The sequence below is a fragment of the Mycobacterium sp. 29Ha genome (genome assembly GCF_032883055.1).
Lineage (GTDB): Bacteria > Actinomycetota > Actinomycetes > Mycobacteriales > Mycobacteriaceae > Mycobacterium > Mycobacterium gallinarum.
This window is the reverse complement of the sequence record NZ_JAMQTI010000004.1, coordinates 120,844-140,066: the sequence shown is the minus strand read 5'-3', so window position 1 is coordinate 140,066 and position 19,223 is coordinate 120,844. Positions and strand designations below refer to the sequence as shown.

At 63.3% G+C, this 19,223-nt stretch carries 14 protein-coding genes and 1 pseudogene; 5 read left to right on the top strand and 10 right to left on the bottom strand.

The features are described from left to right. Positions 1–332: 332 nt before the first annotated feature. On the bottom strand, positions 333–1,478 hold the full coding sequence (locus M1248_RS06920; RefSeq protein WP_011895443.1) for an acyl-CoA dehydrogenase family protein: 1,146 nt from the start codon (positions 1,476–1,478) through the stop codon (positions 333–335). A 143-nt stretch (positions 1,479–1,621) separates the two neighbouring features. Here M1248_RS06920 and M1248_RS06915 point away from each other — a divergent pair, with 143 nt between their 5' ends. Then, positions 1,622–2,299: a TetR/AcrR family transcriptional regulator gene (locus M1248_RS06915; protein ID WP_225397498.1), complete on the top strand. Its 678-nt coding sequence runs from the start codon at positions 1,622–1,624 to the stop codon at positions 2,297–2,299. 53 nt (positions 2,300–2,352) lie between these two features. Here the strand turns inward: M1248_RS06915 and M1248_RS06910 are convergent, their stop codons facing one another. From M1248_RS06910 to M1248_RS06875, 8 genes and pseudogenes are all read right to left on the bottom strand, one after another. Then, the gene (locus tag M1248_RS06910) at positions 2,353–3,153 is read right to left on the bottom strand and encodes an SDR family NAD(P)-dependent oxidoreductase (protein WP_109558230.1); all 801 of its coding nucleotides are present in this window, start codon (positions 3,151–3,153) and stop codon (positions 2,353–2,355) included. A gap of 163 nt (positions 3,154–3,316) precedes the next feature. Continuing rightward, positions 3,317–4,021: pseudogene (locus tag M1248_RS06905) on the bottom strand (cytochrome P450); the annotation flags it as partial. Between the two features lie 352 nt (positions 4,022–4,373). After that, the gene (locus tag M1248_RS06900; RefSeq protein ID WP_068001988.1) at positions 4,374–5,963 is read right to left on the bottom strand and encodes a flavin-containing monooxygenase; all 1,590 of its coding nucleotides are present in this window, start codon (positions 5,961–5,963) and stop codon (positions 4,374–4,376) included. A 62-nt stretch (positions 5,964–6,025) separates the two neighbouring features. Beyond that, complete coding sequence (locus M1248_RS06895) at positions 6,026–6,988, bottom strand: alpha/beta hydrolase (RefSeq protein WP_067992185.1); 963 nt, start codon at positions 6,986–6,988, stop codon at positions 6,026–6,028. Continuing rightward, the gene (locus tag M1248_RS06890; RefSeq protein ID WP_041800854.1) at positions 6,985–8,499 is read right to left on the bottom strand and encodes a flavin-containing monooxygenase; all 1,515 of its coding nucleotides are present in this window, start codon (positions 8,497–8,499) and stop codon (positions 6,985–6,987) included. The genes M1248_RS06895 and M1248_RS06890 overlap by 4 nt, the downstream gene beginning before the upstream one ends. Positions 8,500–8,570: 71 nt before the next feature. Continuing rightward, positions 8,571–10,241: a flavin-containing monooxygenase gene (locus tag M1248_RS06885; protein ID WP_011895450.1), complete on the bottom strand. Its 1,671-nt coding sequence runs from the start codon at positions 10,239–10,241 to the stop codon at positions 8,571–8,573. Further along, complete coding sequence (locus M1248_RS06880) at positions 10,238–11,161, bottom strand: hypothetical protein (protein WP_011895451.1); 924 nt, start codon at positions 11,159–11,161, stop codon at positions 10,238–10,240. The genes M1248_RS06885 and M1248_RS06880 overlap by 4 nt, the downstream gene beginning before the upstream one ends. 31 nt (positions 11,162–11,192) lie before the next feature. Continuing rightward, positions 11,193–12,029 (bottom strand): SDR family NAD(P)-dependent oxidoreductase, encoded by an 837-nt coding sequence (locus M1248_RS06875; protein WP_011895452.1) that lies wholly within the window; start codon positions 12,027–12,029, stop codon positions 11,193–11,195. Positions 12,030–12,137: 108 nt separating this feature from the next. On the opposite strand from M1248_RS06875, the gene M1248_RS06870 reads away from it, so the two are divergent. Further along, a complete protein-coding gene (locus tag M1248_RS06870) occupies positions 12,138–12,812 on the top strand; it encodes a TetR/AcrR family transcriptional regulator (RefSeq protein WP_011895453.1) in 675 nt (224 codons plus the stop codon). 147 nt (positions 12,813–12,959) lie between these two features. On the opposite strand, the gene M1248_RS06865 is transcribed toward M1248_RS06870, so the two are convergent. After that, on the bottom strand, positions 12,960–14,159 hold the full coding sequence (locus tag M1248_RS06865; RefSeq protein ID WP_370492758.1) for an acyl-CoA dehydrogenase family protein: 1,200 nt from the start codon (positions 14,157–14,159) through the stop codon (positions 12,960–12,962). Positions 14,160–14,265: 106 nt separating this feature from the next. Between M1248_RS06865 and M1248_RS06860 the strand changes: the two genes are divergently transcribed. Genes M1248_RS06860 through M1248_RS06850 form a run of 3 tightly spaced genes read left to right on the top strand, consistent with a single transcriptional unit; the run spans position 14,266 to position 19,101 of the window. After that, a complete protein-coding gene (locus M1248_RS06860) occupies positions 14,266–15,867 on the top strand; it encodes an acyl-CoA carboxylase subunit beta (protein ID WP_067992181.1) in 1,602 nt (533 codons plus the stop codon). 5 nt (positions 15,868–15,872) lie between these two features. Further along, on the top strand, positions 15,873–17,888 hold the full coding sequence (locus tag M1248_RS06855) for an acetyl/propionyl/methylcrotonyl-CoA carboxylase subunit alpha (RefSeq protein ID WP_172527842.1): 2,016 nt from the start codon (positions 15,873–15,875) through the stop codon (positions 17,886–17,888). 58 nt (positions 17,889–17,946) lie between these two features. After that, on the top strand, positions 17,947–19,101 hold the full coding sequence (locus M1248_RS06850; protein ID WP_067992172.1) for an acyl-CoA dehydrogenase family protein: 1,155 nt from the start codon (positions 17,947–17,949) through the stop codon (positions 19,099–19,101). Positions 19,102–19,223 lie beyond the last annotated feature (122 nt).

The following is a 19,223-nucleotide window of genomic DNA, read 5'->3' as shown; positions in this document are numbered from 1 at the left end:
TCGGCAACCCCGTGAACCTGGCCAGCCGAGTGAGCGCGGCGGCGCGGCCAGGCGCAGTGTTGGTGGGACTCCACGCGGGTGATCGTCGACGACGCAGGCCTCCGGTGGTCGTCCGCCGGCGCATATCGTCTGAAGGGCGTCAGCAGCAAGGTCAACCTGTCTCGGGCGCGGCGCGCCCAGGCCGGCCGAGTAAGGCCCCCGTTTGAAGCGAGCTCGCCGGGTATCCGCCTAGTGAACAGTGACCGCCTAATGAACAGTCACCACCGACTTGATAAGCGAACGCCACCTCGCTATCGCGGCCCCTCGTAACCAATCTAGCGGTCGAATTCGATCTAAAGCGACCGAGCAATGATCTCCTTCATAATCTCGTTTGTCCCACCGTAGATCTTCTGAACGCGAGCATCGGCCCACATCCTGCCGATGGGATACTCGGTCATATAGCCGTAGCCGCCGTGGAGCTGCAAGCAGTCATCAAGGGCGACCATCGCACGCTCAGTAGTCCACCATTTCGCCATCGCGACGGTGGGGATGTCGAGTTCACCGCGCAGATGGCGGGCGACGCAGTCGTCGATGAAAACGCGGCTGATGTGGGCGTCGGTGGCGACCTCGGCGAGCTTGAACTTGGTGTTTTGGAAGGCGAAGACGGGCTTGCCGAAGGCATGCCGATCTTTGGTGTATTCCACAGTGAACTCGAGCGCTGTTTCTAGTACTGTCACTGCACCAAGCGCAAGGATCAATCGCTCTTGGGGAAGTTGCTGCATCAACTGAATGAACCCCTGGCCTTCAGTCGTACCCAGGAGGTTCTCAACCGGAATGTGCACATCTTCGAAATAGAGCTCGGAGGTGTCCTGTCCGCGCTGACCGACCTTGTCCAACACCCGACCCCGCCGAAAGCCCGGTCGATCGCCTTCGACCAAAACCAACGAGATTCCGTTCGCTCCGGCACTGGGGTCGGTCTTCGCAACGACGATGATGAGGTCGGCCTGAGCGCCGTTGGTGATGAACGTTTTGGAACCGTTGACAACGTATTCGTCTCCAACGCGCGATGCCTTGGTCGTGACAGATTGGAGATCGGAGCCAGTGCCCGGCTCCGTCATCGCAATCGCGCCAACCATCTCACCAGTTGCCAGTCTGGGAAGAAAGCGTTCCTTCTGCTCATCGGTGCCGTACTCGAGCAGGTAGTGGGCGACGATTCCACTATGAAGCGGCGCGCCCCATGCCGAATCGCCGATGCGGGCCTGTTCCTCAATCAAGACTGCTTCGTGAGCGAACGTTCCCCCACCTCCGCCGTACTGCTCGGGGATTGACATGCACAGCAACCCAAGATCACCCGCCCGGGTCCACAGGTCCCGATCCACGTGGTGCTGCTCGATGAAGCGGGCACTGTGCGGCGCGACCTCCTTCTCACAGAACGTACGTGCCAAATCCCGCAGTGCGTCGAGGTCGTCGTCCATCCAGCTAGAGCGGTTGGCTGCCATTACAAAGTCCTCACTGTGTTTGCTTGCGCACCGATCCCGCAATGGTCTCGCTTCGCCTGTGGGTACATGGTGTACCACGAATCGCACGCCGGGTACAACACGTACCCAGAACTTTCCAGAGCGCGGGGCGTTACGGTGACATCGTGGAGCGACAGCACTGGGTGGACACCACAGCGGTACGCCGCGCGGCCAGTAGGTTGCCGGGCCGTGAACTACGTCGTGAACAGATCATCGAAGCGGCGCTCAGCGCAATCGAAGAGAACGGGCCCCACGCACTCACGGGCCAAATCGCAGACAAGGCCGGTTTGGGACGCACACACTTCTACCGCCACTTCGCAAGTAAAGAAGAACTCGATCTTGCCGTGGCTCGTCACGTCCACCGCGAACTCACTGCGAAGATTCGCCTAACTCTGGATGTCCAGGGATCGCCGCTAGACGTGATACGCGCGCCGGTCACTCAGCACGTCATGTGGGCTGACGAACACCCCAACCTCTATCGGTTCCTGGTGAACCGACACTATCGGCGCAGCACCGAGAAGACCGCGCCCGGCAGCAGCGCATTCGCCTCTGAACTCGCCGTCGCGGGTGCCCGTTACTTTCCTCGCTACGGCGAGGACTCAGAGGCGGCAGACCGCAATGTCGCCGCCATCATGGGCTTGATGGACGCTTCGGTCCTATGGTGGCTGGACCATCGCGACTCCACTCGTGACGAACTCGTCATTCGGTTGACACGGCAAACCTGGTTGATAATCAATGACAGGCTGCAGGAACTGGGATTCCAGCTTGATCCCCACTTACCACTCTGCGAACCGAAAACCTGACCAGGTACAATTCGAGCCTCCCCACGCTAAACCCTCCGTCTTCGACACCGCCATCAACGATGATTGCGTTGGCGCCGCTCACCGACGCCGCGCATCAACGCGAAAGCTTTCAATCCAAGCGACGGCGCAGCATCGCTAGTGCGCGCAACTACGCCACGCCACCGAGGAACTACCCGGAATATCTGGCGACTCTCCAGCAACTCGAGTCCCGCGCGGGCCACGGCCGCAGCATCCATTGGACGCGGTCCGGCGAACAGAAGCGCCGCCCCAGGGTCGGCAACCCGGTCGGTGACCATTTTCGTACTTACCACGTCAGGGCATAGCGCCCGTGCGTGGATTGGCAATCCCGCATGGTCAAGGTCGCCCTGCAGCGATGTGGTGAACGACAATACGGCCGCTTTGGTTGCTGCGTACATCGCTAATCCAGGGATGGGCGCCAGAGCCGAGAGGGACGCGATGTTGAGGATCGCGCCCCCACCCGCGCCCATAGCGACAACTGCCGCGTGTGAGCCGGCAACGACACCTCGTACATTGACATCGAGGATCGACGCAATCTCGGCATCGCTGTGACTCCAGCTGTTACCCGCGAGTAGGATCCCAGCGTTGTTTACCCACACCGCCAGAGGGCCAGCGGCTAAAGCCTGAGCAGCGACTTCCCGATGACCCGACGGATCTCGTACGTCGTGCGTGGCGCTCCAAGCGCCACCGCCGACCTCGGTGGCAGCGCGCTCCGCTGCGTCGCCATCCACATCCGTGAGCAAAACCTTGTGACCGGCAGCGGCGAGTTGTCTCGCGATCTCCAGACCAATCCCTCGACCTGCTCCTGTGACGACGGCTGTTGATGGTTCTAGCATGACCATCCTTTCCGGCAGTTTGCGTAGGTTTGCCGACTACGGTTCGCCGGGGTTTGTTGAGGATCTCCGAGGCCACTTGGAGGACTGCGTCGATTCCGCCGGCGCCCTGTAAGGGCGATGTGCTCGGCTAAGCACTCAAAAGTCTCGTGGAATGACCTAGATATCATCGGCGACACAACGTAATAGGTAGGCCGTCGACAGGGAACAGGCAGGGACGTATTGTCCCACCGAACGCGGTAGCCGTCATCCAGACTCCAGGTGAATTCCCGCAGCATCTCGTGCAGTATTGCCTTCACCTCCAAGGTGCCGAAGTGCATCCCGATGCGCTTGTGCGCGCCTCCTCCGAACGGAAGCCAGGCGAAGCGGTGGGCCTGATCCTCGCGCCGTGGCGGCTCGAGTCGCGTTGGGTCAAACCGGTCCGGCTCGGTCGACACTGTGGGCGCAAAGTGGTTGACCGCAGGCGTGATGACGACGAGCACTCCGGAGGGGACGTAGTAGCCATCAATTAGGGTGTCGGTCACCGTCTTACGCATAACCAACGGTACCGGTGCAACTAGTCTGAGCGACTCCTTGATGACCAAGTCCATCGCCGTAAGCCCCTCCAGGTCCTCAATGTCCGACAGATCGTCGCCTAGACGGTCAGACTCAGCACGAAGTCGATCCTGCCATTCAGGATTCTTCGCCAAGAAGTACGCCACAGCGGCAGTGGTGATCGTTGACGTGTCATGAGCGGCCATCATCAGAAAGATCATTTGATTTATGCTGTCCGCATCAGTGAAGCGTTCGCCGTCCTGGCGCGCGCCTCACATAGCGCGGCGAGTAAATCACCATTCTGCCCCGAGCGTGCCGCCGGTAAGTTCCGGGCGAAGGCCAACGAGAGGCAATCCCTGATCGCCGATAACTGGCTTCAATCCGCTACCGGTCGGCGGCGCGGCAAGTTCGCGAACCGGCCATCGTCGACTCACTCCTGGATAGCGCGCTCGACGCGCTGCGGGAGGGGATTCAGTAGTACCGACAACAGCCGGTCACGGGACTTGCTTGCCGAACCGGACGGCGATTTGGTCATCGAGTGCCCCCTTGATGTTGTTTCTCGCATTATCGGAAGGATTTCACCCATCGTTTACACCGGTGACCACCCTGTCAACGGCGGTCACAGTTGCCGCTCGAATGTCAGCGACTCCCCGCCGTCCTCGGATACCCGTCACTGAACAGAGCCGCCACTAGTCGACGCTATCGGCCCCGCTTGGGGCATAGGGCATGTCGGCCAGATGGGTGTTGGCCGGCTCGGGTGTCCCCCTGCGCGACGAGTTCGCGGGCGCGGGACGCGACAGGACGTAAGCGCGCCGCTTCGGCCTGCGCGCACGAAGGCGATACAAGAAGGTCGGGCTGGGCCAGTTGGTAGAGATCGACCCCCGCGCCGAGCGATACCAGCTCGTGCACATAGTCCACACGGATCTGTCCAGGCGGCGACTCAACCGGTCGTTGAAGCGCTTCTCCACATCGGCACGGACCTCGATAACACTTCCTGGATGGGCACGGAGAACCTTCATCAACCTGACGATGTGTCGGGCCTGCGATTCGAGCATGTAGACGATGGACCCGGATCCCACGTTGGTGTTGGGCCCGTACATCATGAGGAAATTCGGAAACTCTGGCACCGATAGGCCGTAGTAGGCGTGCGCGCCATCCGCCCACACGTCCGACAATTTCCGGTCCGAGCGGCCGTAGACCTCCATCGGGGAAAGAAACTCGGTGGCACTGAAGCCAGTGCCGTAGATGATCACGTCGGCGGCGTGGAAGTCGCCGTTCACCGTGCGGATTCCGCCAGGTTCTACTGCCCGGATATCGTCGGTGACCAATGAAACGTTGGGACGTGCGAGCGCGGGGTAATAGTCGCTGGAGAACAGAATCCTCTTGCACCCGGGCGCATAGTCCGGCGTCAGGTGGGAACGCAGCCGGGCATCCGACACCTGGCGACCTAGGTGCCGGAGGGCGATGACTCCCAAGACTCGCGCTACTGGCTTCGCGTCGACGAGTGCCAACGCCAAGAACTCGAATATCGTCCAAATCATCAGACGTTCGCTGAGCCGCAGAATGGGCAACTTGCGCAGCAGTTGGTGATGCCGCCCACCGTACTGACGGTCGAATTTGGGCAGCACCCATGGGGCTGACCGTTGGAAAACGTCCAAGTGCTCAGCGCCTGCGGCGACCACCGGGACGAACTGCACCGAACTAGCGCCGGTGCCGACGACCGCAAGCCGCTTGCCGCTGAGATTCAGATCGTGGTCCCAATTCGCGGAATGAAACGACGGGCCCGCGAAGCCCGAGATTCCAGGAATATCAGGAACTGAGGGTCGGGACAGCTGGCCCACGGCCGAAATGACGACATCGCACTCCAATTCCTGACTGGTAGTCGTGGTCAGACGCCATGTGTTCGTGCGCTCATCGAAGGCCGCCTTAGCGATTTCGGTTTTGGTCCGAAGGAGGGACAGCAAACCACTTTCGTCGGCGACGCGGCGAAGGTAGGCGAGGATATCGCCTTGTTCTGCGTAACGCCGACCCCACCTGGGATTCGGCGCCGAGGAGATCGAGTACAACTGCGACGGGACGTCACAGGCCGCCCCTGGGTAGGTGTTCTCCCGCCAGACTCCCCCGACACCATCGCCCTTTTCGACAATGAGGACCCTGTCGAACCCTGCGCGTTTGAGGCGAAGTGCAAGGGTAATTCCGGCGAAGCCAGCGCCGATGATGACGATCGAGGGGTTACCAGGGGGATTGTCCTGGGTTGGTTCACGTTTCACGGGTTTCATCGTTAGCTCATACAACCTTCGTGCTGGGGCGCCTCGTGGTCAAGGCGTGCGCAGGGACGCTGTCAACGGACGGTGGCCGAAGTAGCCAAGAACTCGCCACCGAGCCTGAGGGCCTCACGTGCTTCTGGCAGTAGGCGAAACATCGCCTGGAAGACATGGATCTGGCCGCGGAAAACTTGCAACTGCGAGGAGACCCCTGCAGTTTGCAGACGTTTGGCAAAGACTCTGGAGTCGTCGAGCAACATCTCTCGTCCGCCGACCTGAATCAAAGTTGGTGGCATGTCCGTGAGATCAGCATCGAGCACGCTTATCCTCGGGTCGGCTGGATCGGCGCCCGCCACGTACAGACCAATTGTTCTCGACGCAGAGATGGCGGACGCAAAGGGGTCCCGTCTGCGCAGATCACGGTCCATCGCGAGTTGGCATGTCAAATCCAGCACCGGCGACATCAGCAGCATGGCATCCGGCGTCGGCAGTCGATGTTCCCGAGCGCCAAGCGCCGTCGCCGCAGCAAGCTGGCCGCCTGCGGAATCGCCGGCGAGCGCCACCGTGCCAGAAGACGCGGTGATCGCGCTTCCCTCTGTCAACCATCGATAGGCGATCAGTGCATCATCTGCGGCCGCCGGGAAGGGATATTTCGGGACCAATCGATAGCGCACGGCAAATACCGGCCTGCGGGCGGCCGCGGACAGTTCGCTGATGAGGCCACGGTGGGTCTCGGGAGAGCACATAGAAAATGCGCCGCCGTGTATATAAAGAATCGGCGGAGCATCCGAGGCCACGTTGGCCGCCTTGACCCAGTCGCCTCGCACACGTTCACCGGCGAAGGGCGTGTCTACCTTCTCGACACTGATTGCGCGCCTTGGCCGCGACACCACGAGTGTTCCCCGTAGCACGCGGTCCATGACCGCGAAGCCATGGTCGTTGGCCGGAATCACTTGCGTGAGAGGTCGAAGAACGCCTCGCGCCGTTGCCGCGACCAGGTGGCTCGCCATGCTCGGATTCGGCCTGGCAGGTGAACTCATCCGGCGGTGTCCACCTTCTGTGGGGCAGTGTCCGCCTTTTTCGCCGGTCGCCGTTCGAAACGGTAGTCGGCCAAGTCGAATCGTCGACTGCGCCAGATCGACTCGACCGTCGTCGTGGGACGCAGAGGCACGTCCCCATGCTTGTCGAAGTAATAGCTGTTCGCGCCCGCGCAGCTGTCCTGCCAGAAGACCTGCGTATGCCGCCGTGCCAGCATCTCCGCGAAGAAGCGTTGATTCGCCTCCTCGCGTACCTCGACGTAGTTCGAGTCGGCCGTCCTGGCATGCCGGAGGCAACGGAGAATGTGACCCGCCTGTGCCTCGATGAGTGCGAAGTAGGACGACCCGTTGTATCCGTACGGGCCAAACACTGAGAAATGGTTCGGGAATCCTGGCACGCTGACTCCCTCATATGCCTGGAGTCGGTTCTCGTCCCACCACTGTGCCTGGTCTCGGCCGGCGACACCTCTGAGCGAGTAGGTGGGCATGCTGTCCGATTCCATGACCTTGAATCCCGTTGCCAGGACGAGCACGTCGATCTCGTGTCTGACGCCATCGGCCGTAATTACCGCGGTCTCATCCACCCGGGTGATGGGGTTGGTTTCAAGAAGGACGTTCTCGCGGTTGAACGTCTTCAAATATTCGTTGTGAAAGCTTGGTCGCTTGCAGCCCAGCGCGTAACGCGGCGTCAGCTTCTCCCGAACGACCGGGTCGGTGACCTGCCGACGCATATAGCTGATCGCTGCACGCTCGATCGCCGACGCCAGCGGTATGGCGGTATGGAAGTGCGCTGCGACGGGAAAGGTGAGTTCGACAAAGGCCTGGCTGGCTCCCCGCGCGGCGATCTGCGCTCCGGGTGCGAGCCGGAGAAGAGCACTCAGCGGGCGGGGCACCGCGAAGTCGAATTTCGGCAGACACCATATCGGGGTGCGCTGAAAGACGGTGAGTGTGTCCACGTCCTTGGCTATCGAGGGGATCAGTTGCACCGCCGAGGCGCCCGTCCCGATGACGGCGACCCTCTTTCCGGTGAGGGTCTGCTGGTGGTCCCAGCGCGACGTGTGCATCGTGACCCCGCCGAAGTCCCCGACCCCCGGTATGTCCGGCGATTTTGGTCGCGTGAGAACCCCGGAGGCATTGATGACGAACCTCGCTGTCAGTTCCTCGTCCGTCGAGGTAAACAAACGCCACAATGTCGATTCTTCGTCGAACTCAGCCCTCACAACCGTGACTCCGAAGCGGATGCGCGACGCGAGGCCATATTTTTTCACGCAATGCTTCGCGTAGTTCTTCAGTTCGATCCCCGGCGCATAGGTACGGGACCACGACGGGCGTTTCTCAAAGGAGAATTGGTAACTATATGACGGAATGTCTACTGCAATCCCCGGGTAGGTATTCCAGTACCAGGTTCCACCCACCCCTTGGGCCTCATCAACGATGAGGAAGTCCGAGAAACCTTCCTTCAGCAGCTTGATGCCCACTCCGATCCCGGAGAATCCAGCTCCGATGACCAATATCTCGTGGGTGGGGACCTCGTACGTAGGGGCTCCGGAGGTGGGGGCATTCTCGTCGCCCGCAACATGGACACTCAAGCGTCTTTCCTCACTCTCGAGGCTGCGCGCTTAGGCGGTACCTTCCCGACGCCCACGTCCAGGATGTCGGCTTTGACGTCAGACCGCGTTGGCAGGGCGCCTGCGCTTTTTCGGCCCTGGGCTACCTTGGCCTTGCGGCCCTGGGCAACCTTGGCCACATTCGAGCCGTTTTGGGCGTGTTCGGTTGGGTGGTGCTCAGTTCGTGCGGTTGTCGGGGTCGTTACATAATCACCCATGTCGACCTTGGACAGTGCGCGCTTGAACTGGGTGGCGAAACCGGGGTACATGGTGCCGTTGTATCCGTCATTCGTGAGGTACCAGCTCTTGCAACCCGAATTCCAAGTCGTACTTCCCAACCGCTGCTGTACCTCGCCGTGGTAATTATTTTGCCGATCTTCGCGGACCTCGAGCGTACTGAGATCATTCGCGATGATCGCGCCGATGGCTTTGACGATGTAGTTGATCTCGGCCTCCATGTACACGAGGGCCGAGTTATGGCCGGGCCCTGAATTTGGTCCGAAGGTGAAGAAAAGATTGGGATAGCCTGCGACGGTGACGCTCCGGTACGCATAGGCGCCCTGGGACCACTCGTCGGAGAGCTCACGACCATGCGCGCCTCGGATGGGAAAAGGTGTGCCAGCCTTGCATACATCGAAGCCGGTGGCGAAGACGATGCAGTCCAGTTCGTGTTCGATGCCATCTGCGGTCCGTATGCCATTCGGCGACAGGGTCGCGATCGGCCATGAGACGAGCTTGCAGTTGTCGCGCTGAAGAGCGGGGTAGTAATCGCTGCTCATCAGCATCCGTTTGCAGCCGGCACGGAAGTTCGGCGTCAGCTGGCGCCTGAGCCAAGTATCCGATACCTGCCTCCGCAAATTCGCCTTCGCCAGTAGCTGGATGCCAGTGGTGACCGGGGTATCCCAGACCATGCCGACGGCCATGAGCTCGTGGCCCCAAAACCACGCCTGCCGTCCGACGTTCTGCACGCGAGGCAAGCGACGAAACGCCGTCCGCACCCACTGCGGATGGGAGAAGTCGGGCCGAGGGAGGACCCAGCCGGGGGTGCGTTGGAAGACCTTGACCGACCGCGCAGTCTTCACCAGTTCGGGAATGATCTGAACAGCGCTGGCTCCGGTGCCGATCACGGCGACACGTTTGTCGCTCATGTCGTAGTCGTGATCCCAACGCGCACTGTGGATCTTGTGACCATCGAAGGTGTCCAGTCCGCGGATGTCCGGCAGGCTCGCATTCGCCAGCGGCCCACTGGCCATCACTGCGGTGCGCGCCGTGAACTGCGAGCCGTCAGCTGTCTGCGCCGTCCACAGTGCGCTTTCCTCGTCGAACTCCAGACCGGTGACGTTCACTCCGAACCGGATGAAACGCGACAGCGAGTACTTGTCGACCATCGTCTTGATGTAGCCGAGGATCTCGGCGCTGCCCGAATACGCGCGGGACCAGTCCGGATTTTGCTCGAACCCGTAGGAATAGAGCAGCGACGGGATGTCGCACGCCGCGCCGGGATAGGTGTTGTCCCGCCAGGTACCACCCACCTCGTCGGCACGTTCAAGGACAACGAAATCGTCGATACCCTGTTGTAGCAACCGGATTGCGGTTCCCAGGCCGGCGAAACCCGCACCGACGATCAAGACGGTCGTGGTGTCGCTCATCTGGCCACCGGTTCGTAGGTCAGCTCTTCTGTCCACGTCGGTGACTTACCGAGCACCTCGGTGGGGAAGTGGTCGATCGCGGTACCCAGCCGCTGCGAAATGAAATGCAATGGCTGAGAACGCTTGATGCTGGCGGACATGTGAGCCTTCAAGATGTGGTAGCCCGGAACGCGGCGCGTGAACTCACTACGATCTCCGACGTTCTCGTACCGCATCACCGCGTTGTAGAGCTTCTCCTCCGACAATCCCATGGCGTTGAGATTGGTCAACATCCTGGTGAGCAACGGCACGTAGAGGACGCCGCCGAGAAGGATTCTCGGGTCGATGAGCGCCCCCATCGTCTGAGTCGCATGAATGCGCATGGGGCTGGCGCCGAGGTCGTTCAGAACCTGGAATCCCACTGCCAAGTGCCGCGATTCGTCGTTGTTGACCTTGTTGAAGACCTCGGCGCAGAGCGGATCCTGCACCTCGTCGAGAAGGAACTTGAGCAATGCTCCGTCGAGCGCAGTCTCCAAGGCTGGGATCGCCGCTCCGATCACCGTCAGCGGGAGGGCCTCGGCGTATCGGTCGATCCACTCGATGACCAGTCGAATATTCTTGTTCGGCACCGGGATTTCCCCTTCCTCGAGCATCCCCCACCGCTGCATGAGCGCCAGCTCCGCGTTGGCGTGCCGCTGCTCCTCGGCATGGAAATACCGGTAGATGTCACCTAGAGCCTCGAACGGCGCTTTCGGCGCCATGGCGGCGAACGCGCGTGCACCGACGTGTTCTATCCACACCACGTCAGCCATGAACTGCTTCAGTTCGGGCCGCTGCTCATCAGTGATTTTATCGGCGCCCGGCGCATCCCAATCGATGTCGGCCAGCGCCCACTGCCGATTCTTGATCGTCTCGAGCATATCGCTGTATTTGAATGCCATTGGAGTCTCCTTTGTCTTTGTCTGGAATGACTTAGCGCGCGATTCGCTCAACCAAACCGAGCGCACGGGTATACGTGGCAGGCACTGCCCGCTTAAATAACCAGAGAATCTTCGCGTCGACTTGGGGTAGGACGTGCAACTGACCGCGATCGTTCGCGTCCAACGTTTTGCGCGCCACCGATTCCGCCGACACGCCGGTCCACTTCATCAAATTCGTTGCCAGCTTGGCGGCCGACTCCTCAATACCAGGGTTATCGACGATGTTGGTCTTGACAAATGTCGGGCACAGTACAGTCACCGCCACACCAGTACCACTCAGCTCGGCCGCCAAAGTCTCGGATAGCGAGAGCACGCCGGCCTTGCTGACGTTATAGGCACCCATCCGGGGCGCTGCTCCAAAACTTGCAGCCGATGCGACGTTGATAATTCCCCCGCTGCCCTTCGCACGAAGTCGCGGTACGAAGATCTCGCAGCCGTAAATCACTCCCCACAAGTTGACTGAAAGTGTCGCTTCCCAGTCCCGCTTGGGCGTCGCGCCGATGACATTGCCACCGATTCCGATGCCCGCGTTGTTGATCACCAGGCTGGCTGCCGCGCCGAACCACTTCTCGGCGCTGTCGGCGAGTTCGCGGACCTGCTCTTCGTCCGTGACATCGCATGCGATGTCGAGCCCCTCGCCGCCGGCTTGGACGACGAGCCCGACCGTCTCCTTGGCACGCACCGGGTCGATGTCGGCACACACCACTCGTCCACCTCTACGGGCGAGCTCCACCGCGAAGGCACGGCCAATTCCGCTGCCCGCTCCCGTTACGACCGCGTTGGCGCGGCGGCTCAGGCGAGGCGGTCTGTCCCACCTCAAGATATCCATCACTACTGAATCCTTTGCAGATTACGGCGACGCCTGACCTGTGAGACAAGCCGGCCTGCAGCCATCTGGTGGCGGCGAACACAATTGTGGTCGCCTGCCACCAGTTTGATGCGGCGCTCCTGCCTTTGTCAAGATGTATTCGTGCGGACAAAGGCAGCAAGGTGGGGCGGGCGTACTGGCGCCGAACGACGGGCTGACCGGCGGCGGCGCCTAGTGAACGCGGCGACGGAGATCTGGACGGAAAGCGGATGGGCTGCCGTGACAATGCGTGGGGTCTGCTCCAGAGCCGCGCTGAACGACCGATATTTCTACGAGGAGTTCAAGACGCGCGATGAGTTGCTCGTAGCAGCGTGGGACAACGTGCGGGACGAGATGCTCGGCGAGGTTTCGGCAACATTTGCCGAACGCGTCGGTCAACCACCGATCGAAACCATTCGCGCCGCAATCTCGATCGTTGTTCTCCGCATCGCGCAGGATGCCGGGCGAGCACAGATCCTGCTGACACAGCACGTCGGCAGTTCAACATTGCAAGATCGCCGAGCGGTGGCCTTGCAGGAAGCAACCCAGCTCGTCATGGCCGCCAGCAAGCCGCATCTGAAGCCTGACGCAGACGAAATGGCTCTGCGTATGGACACGTTTGTAGCGGTCGGCGGCTTCGTCGAACTGATCAGCGCTTGGCACGCAGGACTACTGGTCGATGTAAGTCAGGTCGACATCGTCGAACATACGAGTAGACTTGCTGAGACGCTGGCTCGCCGCTACGTGGTTGATAAGTTTGGCTAGCTGGTACTCCGGAGGCAATTTCCCGGTGGCGGAGGCTGCATTGGCCGCAGGGGTCGTGACACACCGTTGACTTACCTTAGAAACGGTGGAAGGTCCGTCTCGTCGACCTGCCAAGCCGACGCTCCTGCTGTCGAATGGCGGCTTCACTCAGAGGCCAATCTGCTTGGCGATGATCTCCTTCATGATTTCGGTGGTGCCGCCCCCGATACCCAGGATGCGCGAATCGCGATAGTGCCTTTCGACCTCGGTCTCGCGTAGGTAGCCCATGCCACCGTATAGTTGGACGGCCGTGTCAACGGCGAGCGCGCAGGCCTCTACGGCTTGGTTCTTGGCCATCGAGACCATCCGCACGTCGGTGTCTCCGGCGACGATGCGGTCCACAGCGGCACGGGTGTACGTACGGGCGACGTCGACGGCCGTCGCGATATCGACGATCTTGTGCCGCACCACCTGTCGGGTGGATAGCGGTCGACCGAAGGTTTCGCGCTTCTTCACCCAATCCAGCGTCAGGTCGAGGCAGCGCTGGGCCGTGGCGTAGCACTGGACGGCGATGAAAGCACGTTCGACCTGGAACTGTTGCATGATCTGCAGGAATCCGCTGCCTTCGGGGCCAACCAGATTGACCACCGGCACGCGCACGTCGGTGAATCCGAGTTCGGCGGTATCGGAGCACAGCCAGCCCATCTTCTTCAGTGCCCGCGAGACCAAGAAACCCGTGGCGCCACGCTCCACCACGAGCAGAGAAATCCCCGACGGGCCCGGGCCGCCGGTACGCACGGCGGTGGTCACGAAATCGGCGCGGACACCCGAGGTGATGAACAGCTTCGCACCGTTGACCACGTAGTGGTCGCCGTCGCGCCGTGCGGTAGTGCGGATGCCGGCGACGTCAGAACCGGTGTCGGGTTCGGTGATGCCAAGGCTGCCGATCTTCTCCCCGGCCAGGGTCGGCGCCACGAAGCTGCGGATCTGCTCGGGATCGCCCTGCGCGGCCATATGGGGCACTGCGATGTGATGCGTAAGTAGGCTGGCCAGTAAGCCCGACGAGCCGCCGGCCTCCATCACGGCCTCGGTGAGCAGCACCAGGTCGCGCAGGTCACCGCCGGAGCCACCGATCTCTTCGGCGAACCCGATGCCCAGCAACCCCGCTGCGGCTGCGCGGCGGTGGAGTTCTCTAGGGAGCTCTCCGGCGTCCTCCCAGTCTTGCAGGTGAGGAACGATCTCCTTCTGGGTGAACGACATCGCGAGGTTGCGCAACGAGATGCGCTCGGGCGTCATCCACGGGTCGGCTGCGGCCGCCTCCGCTTCCCGCTGATCCGGCTGTTTCATGTGAGTTGCTCCTGCTGTGATCACTCGGGGACGGCACGATTGCCACGTCGACCCCATTGTCGTCGAATGTTAATGACCGATAACGTAGCGTGTCAGGAGATCGACGTTGATGTCACCTGGAGGAAAGTTGATTGACGTCCTGCCCGACCGGGTCGACACCCGCGCGCCGGTATACCTCGAGAATCGCGAGGGACTCATCGCGCAGCTCCATGCGCTCGCCGAACAGCTGGCGCTGGCCAACGGTGGCGGCGGCGAGAAGTACGTCGCCCGGCACCGTAGCCGCGGCAAGATGCTGGCTCGGGAGCGCGTCGAGCTGCTCATCGACCCCGACACGGCCTTCCTGGAACTCTGTCCGTTCGCGGCGTGGGGCACGAAGTTTCCGGTGGGCGGCAGCGTTGTGGTCGGCATCGGCATCGTCGAAGGCGTCGAGTCGATGATCATCGCGCACGACCCGACCGTGCGCGGCGGAGCCTCGAACCCCTACACCTTCCGAAAAGTGTTCCGGGGCATGGCAGTCGCCCGCGAGAACCGGCTGCCCATCATCAACGTCGTCGAGTCGGGCGGGGCGGACCTGCCCACGCAGGCCGAGATCTTCGTGCCCGGGGGCCAGCTATTCAACGACCTCACCCAGCACAGCGCGCAGGGCCTGCCGACACTGGCGCTGGTATTCGGTAACTCGACGGCAGGCGGCGCGTACATCCCCGGCATGTGTGATTACGTGGTGATGGTCCGCAACCGGTCCAAGGTCTTCCTCGGTGGTCCGCCGCTGGTGAAGATGGCGACCGGCGAAGTGTCCGACGACGAGTCGCTCGGCGGCGCCGACATGCACGCCCGCACCTCCGGGCTGGCCGACTACATGGCCGAGGACGAGCAGGACGCCATCCGGATCGGGCGGCGCATCATGGCCAGACTGAACTGGCGCAAGCTCGGGCCCGGCCCGACACAGCCACCGACCCCCCCGCTGCGAGACCCCGACCAACTCCTCGGGATCGCTTCGGTGGACCCGAAGGTTCCCTTCGACCCACGTGATGTCATCGCCCGAATCGTGGACGGGTCCGCCTTCGACGAGTTCAAGCCGCTATACGGCACCTCGCTGGTCACCGGTTGGGCCTCGATCCACGGATACCCGGTAGGGATCCTTGCCAACGCGCGCGGAATCCTGTTCAGCGAGGAGGCGGAGAAGGCCGCCCAGTTTATTCAGCTGGCGAACCAGATCGACACGCCACTGGTGTTTCTGCAGAACACCACCGGCTACATGGTCGGCGCGGAGTACGAGCAGGGTGGCATCATCAAGGACGGCGCGAAGATGATCAACGCCGTCTCCAACAGCGCTGTCCCACACCTGACGATCGTGATGGGCGCGTCCTACGGTGCGGGCAATTACGGGATGTGCGGGCGGTCCTACTTTCCCCGCTTCCTGTTCACCTGGCCCAACTCGCGTTCGGCCGTCATGGGCCCGGCCCAGCTCGCGGGCGTGCTGTCGATCGTGGCCCGCGAGTCGGCCGCCGACCGGGGGCTCCCGTTCGACGAGGAGGCCGACGCCCAGATGCGCGCTGCCGTCGAGGGCCAGATCGAGCGTGAGTCGTTGGCGCTGGCCAACAGCGGCAGGCTCTACGACGACGGGATCATCGACCCGCGCGACACCCGTACCGTTCTCGGGTTCTGCCTTTCCGTGGTCCACAACAGCGAGATCCGTGGCCAGCGTGGCTACGGCGTGTTCCGGATGTGATGGCGATGCCCGTGATCAAGAAGCTGCTGGTGGCCAACCGGGGAGAGATCGCCCGACGCGTGTTTCGCACCTGTCGCGAACTCGGCATCGCGACCGTCGCCGTGTACTCCGACGCCGACGCCGACGCCTGGCACGTGGACGATGCCGACGAGGCCGTCCGGCTACCGGGTTCCTCGCCGGCGGAGACCTACCTCGACGGTGACCGGGTGATCGCCGCCGCCCTCCTCACCGGCGCCGACGCCGTGCATCCCGGCTACGGCTTCATGTCGGAGAACGCCGGCTTCGCGCGGGCCTGCGCCGACGCCGGGCTCGTGTTCGTCGGCCCGCCGCCGGATGCCATCGACGCGATGGGTTCCAAGCTGACGGCCAAGGCGATGATGGCCGATGCGGGCGTGCCGGTTCTCCCGGGCGGCGACGCGACCGGCCTGGACCCCGACAAGCTGCGCAAGCTCGGCGCCGAGATCGGCTACCCGCTGCTGGTCAAGGCGAGCGCGGGTGGCGGCGGGCGCGGCATGCGGGTTGTCGAGTCGGCCGACGACCTCGACGGAGCCGTGGCCTCGGCCTCGCGCGAGGCGATGTCGGCGTTCTCGGACGGCACGGTGTTCCTCGAGCGGTACGTGCAGCGTCCCCGCCACGTTGAGATCCAGCTGTTGGCCGACATGCACGGCACGGTTGTCTCGCTGTTCGAGCGGGAGTGCTCGGTGCAGCGCCGCCACCAAAAGGTCATCGAGGAGGCGCCCTCGCCCGTCGTCGACGACGACCTGCGCGCCCGGATGGGCGCGGCGGCGGTCGCGGCGGCACAGGCCGTGGGTTACGTCGGGGCCGGAACGGTCGAGTTCGTCCTCGACGCGAACGGCGGCGATGACGACGGGACGTTCGCCTTCCTGGAGATGAACACCCGGCTGCAGGTCGAGCACCCGGTCACCGAACTCGTCACCGGGCTCGACCTCGTGCGCCTGCAGTTGCTGGTGGCGATGGGTCGGCCACTGCCTGCCGAGGTGAGCAAGCCGCGGATCACCGGCCACGCGGTCGAGGCCCGGCTCTACGCCGAGGACCCCACGAAGGGCTACCTGCCGCAGACCGGAACGCTGCGCACGATGCAGATCCCCGACCACGTCGGGGTCCGGGTGGACTCCGGCGTGCGCGACGGCTCGGTGGTCAGCCACCACTATGACGCCATGCTGGCCAAGGTGATCGCCTGGGCGCCCACCCGCGCCGAGGCGCTCGGCGCGCTGTCCGCCGCGCTCGCCGGCGCCCGGATCCACGGACTCACCACCAACCGGGATCTGCTGGTTCGCGTTCTGCGCCACGACGAGTTCGCCGGACGCGGCACCGACACCGGGTTCCTCGACCGCCACGACGTGGCCGACCTCGGCGCAGCCCTCATCGACCGCGACGGGGAGGGCTTGCACGCCATCGCGGCCACACTCGCCCAGGTCGCGGGACGCCGCGCGGCGGCCCCCGTCCAGCCGACGCTGCCTGCCGGGTGGCGCAACAACCCGTCCCAACTGCAGTCCACCGGATGGCTGACCGCCGACGGCCGCGAGCGTCGGGTGGGCTATGCGCTGCTCCGCGACGGCGTCGAGGTCGAAGTCGACGGCAAACCGGTCGAGGACGTCAGGGTGCTCGTGCAGCGGCCGGACCGGGTGGTCCTGGAGACCGGCGGGGTACGGCGCGGCTACGACGTCGTCCTCGACGGCGACATCGCCTACGTTGACAGCCCTGCCGGGTCCACTGCGTTCACCCAGGTACCGCGGTTCCTGGACCCCAGCACGCTCAAGCCGGCGGGCTCGCTGACGGCGCCTATGCCGGGTTCGGTGATCCGGCTGCCCGTCGCCGCGGGCGACGTCGTGACGGCCGGGCAGGCCTTGGTCGTGGTGGAGGCGATGAAGATGGAACACACCATCGCCAGCCCGATCGACGGGATCGTCGCCGAACTCTCGGTCGAGGTGGGTCAGCAGGTGTCCACCGGCGATGCCCTCGCGGTGGTCGGAGCGGCCGACAGTGCAGACGAGGATTGAGCACCATCAGACCCGTCACCGGCCCCGGTGGCGGGTGACTTCGAAGTAGGAGAGCGGTATGGAACTGCACGAGACCGAGGAACGGCGAGCGCTGCGCAAGGCCGTGTCCGAGATCGCCAAGGACTTCGGGCACGACTACTACGTGGCCAAGTCGCTCGGCGGGGAGAAGAGTTCGGAACTCTGGCAGGCCGTGGGCAAGCAGGGGTTCCTCGGGGTCAACATCGCCGAGCAGTACGGCGGCGGTGGCGGCGGCATCTACGACATGCAGATCGTCGGTGAGGAACTGGCCGCGGCCGGCTGCCCGCTGCTGATGACGGTGGTCTCCCCCACCATCTGCGGCACGATCATCGAGGCTTTCGGCAGCGACGAGCTAAAGGCGCGCTGGCTGCCGGGCATCGCCAGCGGCGAGATCATCATGGCGTTCGCGATCACCGAGCCGGATGCGGGCTCGAACTCTCACAACATCTCCACCCACGCCAAGCGCGTCGGTGGGGATTGGGTGCTCAACGGCACCAAGTACTACATTTCCGGCGTCGACGAGGCGGAGGCCATCCTGGTCGTCACCCGCACCGCGACCGACGACCGCGGCCGCGGACGGCTGAGCCTGCTGGTGGTCCCGACCGACGCGCCCGGGTTGACCAAGACCCTCATCCCGGTGCAGGCGGTGACACCGGAGAAGCAGTTCACGCTGTTCTTCGACGACGTGCGGGTGCCGGCCGAGAACCTGATCGGCGCGGAAAACGACGGTCTGCGTCAGGTGTTCATGGGCCTCAACCCCGAACGCATCATGGGCGCCGCCCTGGGCAACGGCATCGGCCGCTACGCGCTGGACAAGGCGTCGGCCTACGCGCGCGAGCGCAAGGTCTGGGACGTGCCGATCGGAGCCCACCAGGGCCTGTCCCACCCGCTTGCGCACGCCAAGATCCAGCTGGAGCTGGCCCGGCTGATGACCCAGCGGGCGGCCTCACTGCACGACGCCGGCGACCCCGGTTCCGCGGAGGCGTCGAACATGGCCAAATACGCTGCGGCGGAGGCCGGCATCCTGGCCCTCGACCAGGCGATCCAGACCCACGGCGGCAACGGGTTGGCCACCGAGTACGGGCTGGCCACTCTCTGGGGCCCGGTGCGGCTGATGCGCACCGCGCCGATCAGCCGAGAGATGATCCTCAACTATGTGGCTCAGCACAGCCTGAACCTGCCCCGCTCATACTGAGCATCCTTCATCCGTTCGTGTCCGCTTCGGTCTACAAGACGGACGGTGGTGATCGGTCGCCCGCCGGGGCCGGGTCCTGCCTTACCGAGCATTTGTCAACCAAAACTGCCGAGGAGGCAAAT

Excerpts from the sequence above, each read along its gene's own strand:
- M1248_RS06880 (WP_011895451.1), bottom strand. The coding sequence starts at position 11,161 with ATGGCATTCAAATACAGCGATATGCTCGAGACGATCAAGAATCGGCAG.
- M1248_RS06885 (WP_011895450.1), bottom strand. The coding sequence starts at position 10,241 with ATGAGCGACACCACGACCGTCTTGATCGTCGGTGCGGGTTTCGCCGGC.
- M1248_RS06855 (WP_172527842.1), top strand. The coding sequence starts at position 15,873 with ATGCCCGTGATCAAGAAGCTGCTGGTGGCCAACCGGGGAGAGATCGCC.
- M1248_RS06920 (WP_011895443.1), bottom strand. The coding sequence starts at position 1,478 with ATGGCAGCCAACCGCTCTAGCTGGATGGACGACGACCTCGACGCACTG.
- M1248_RS06910 (WP_109558230.1), bottom strand. The coding sequence starts at position 3,153 with ATGCTAGAACCATCAACAGCCGTCGTCACAGGAGCAGGTCGAGGGATT.
- M1248_RS06850 (WP_067992172.1), top strand. The coding sequence starts at position 17,947 with ATGGAACTGCACGAGACCGAGGAACGGCGAGCGCTGCGCAAGGCCGTG.
- M1248_RS06870 (WP_011895453.1), top strand. The coding sequence starts at position 12,138 with ATGCGGCGCTCCTGCCTTTGTCAAGATGTATTCGTGCGGACAAAGGCA.
- M1248_RS06900 (WP_068001988.1), bottom strand. The coding sequence starts at position 5,963 with ATGAAACCCGTGAAACGTGAACCAACCCAGGACAATCCCCCTGGTAAC.
- M1248_RS06895 (WP_067992185.1), bottom strand. The coding sequence starts at position 6,988 with ATGAGTTCACCTGCCAGGCCGAATCCGAGCATGGCGAGCCACCTGGTC.
- M1248_RS06875 (WP_011895452.1), bottom strand. The coding sequence starts at position 12,029 with ATGGATATCTTGAGGTGGGACAGACCGCCTCGCCTGAGCCGCCGCGCC.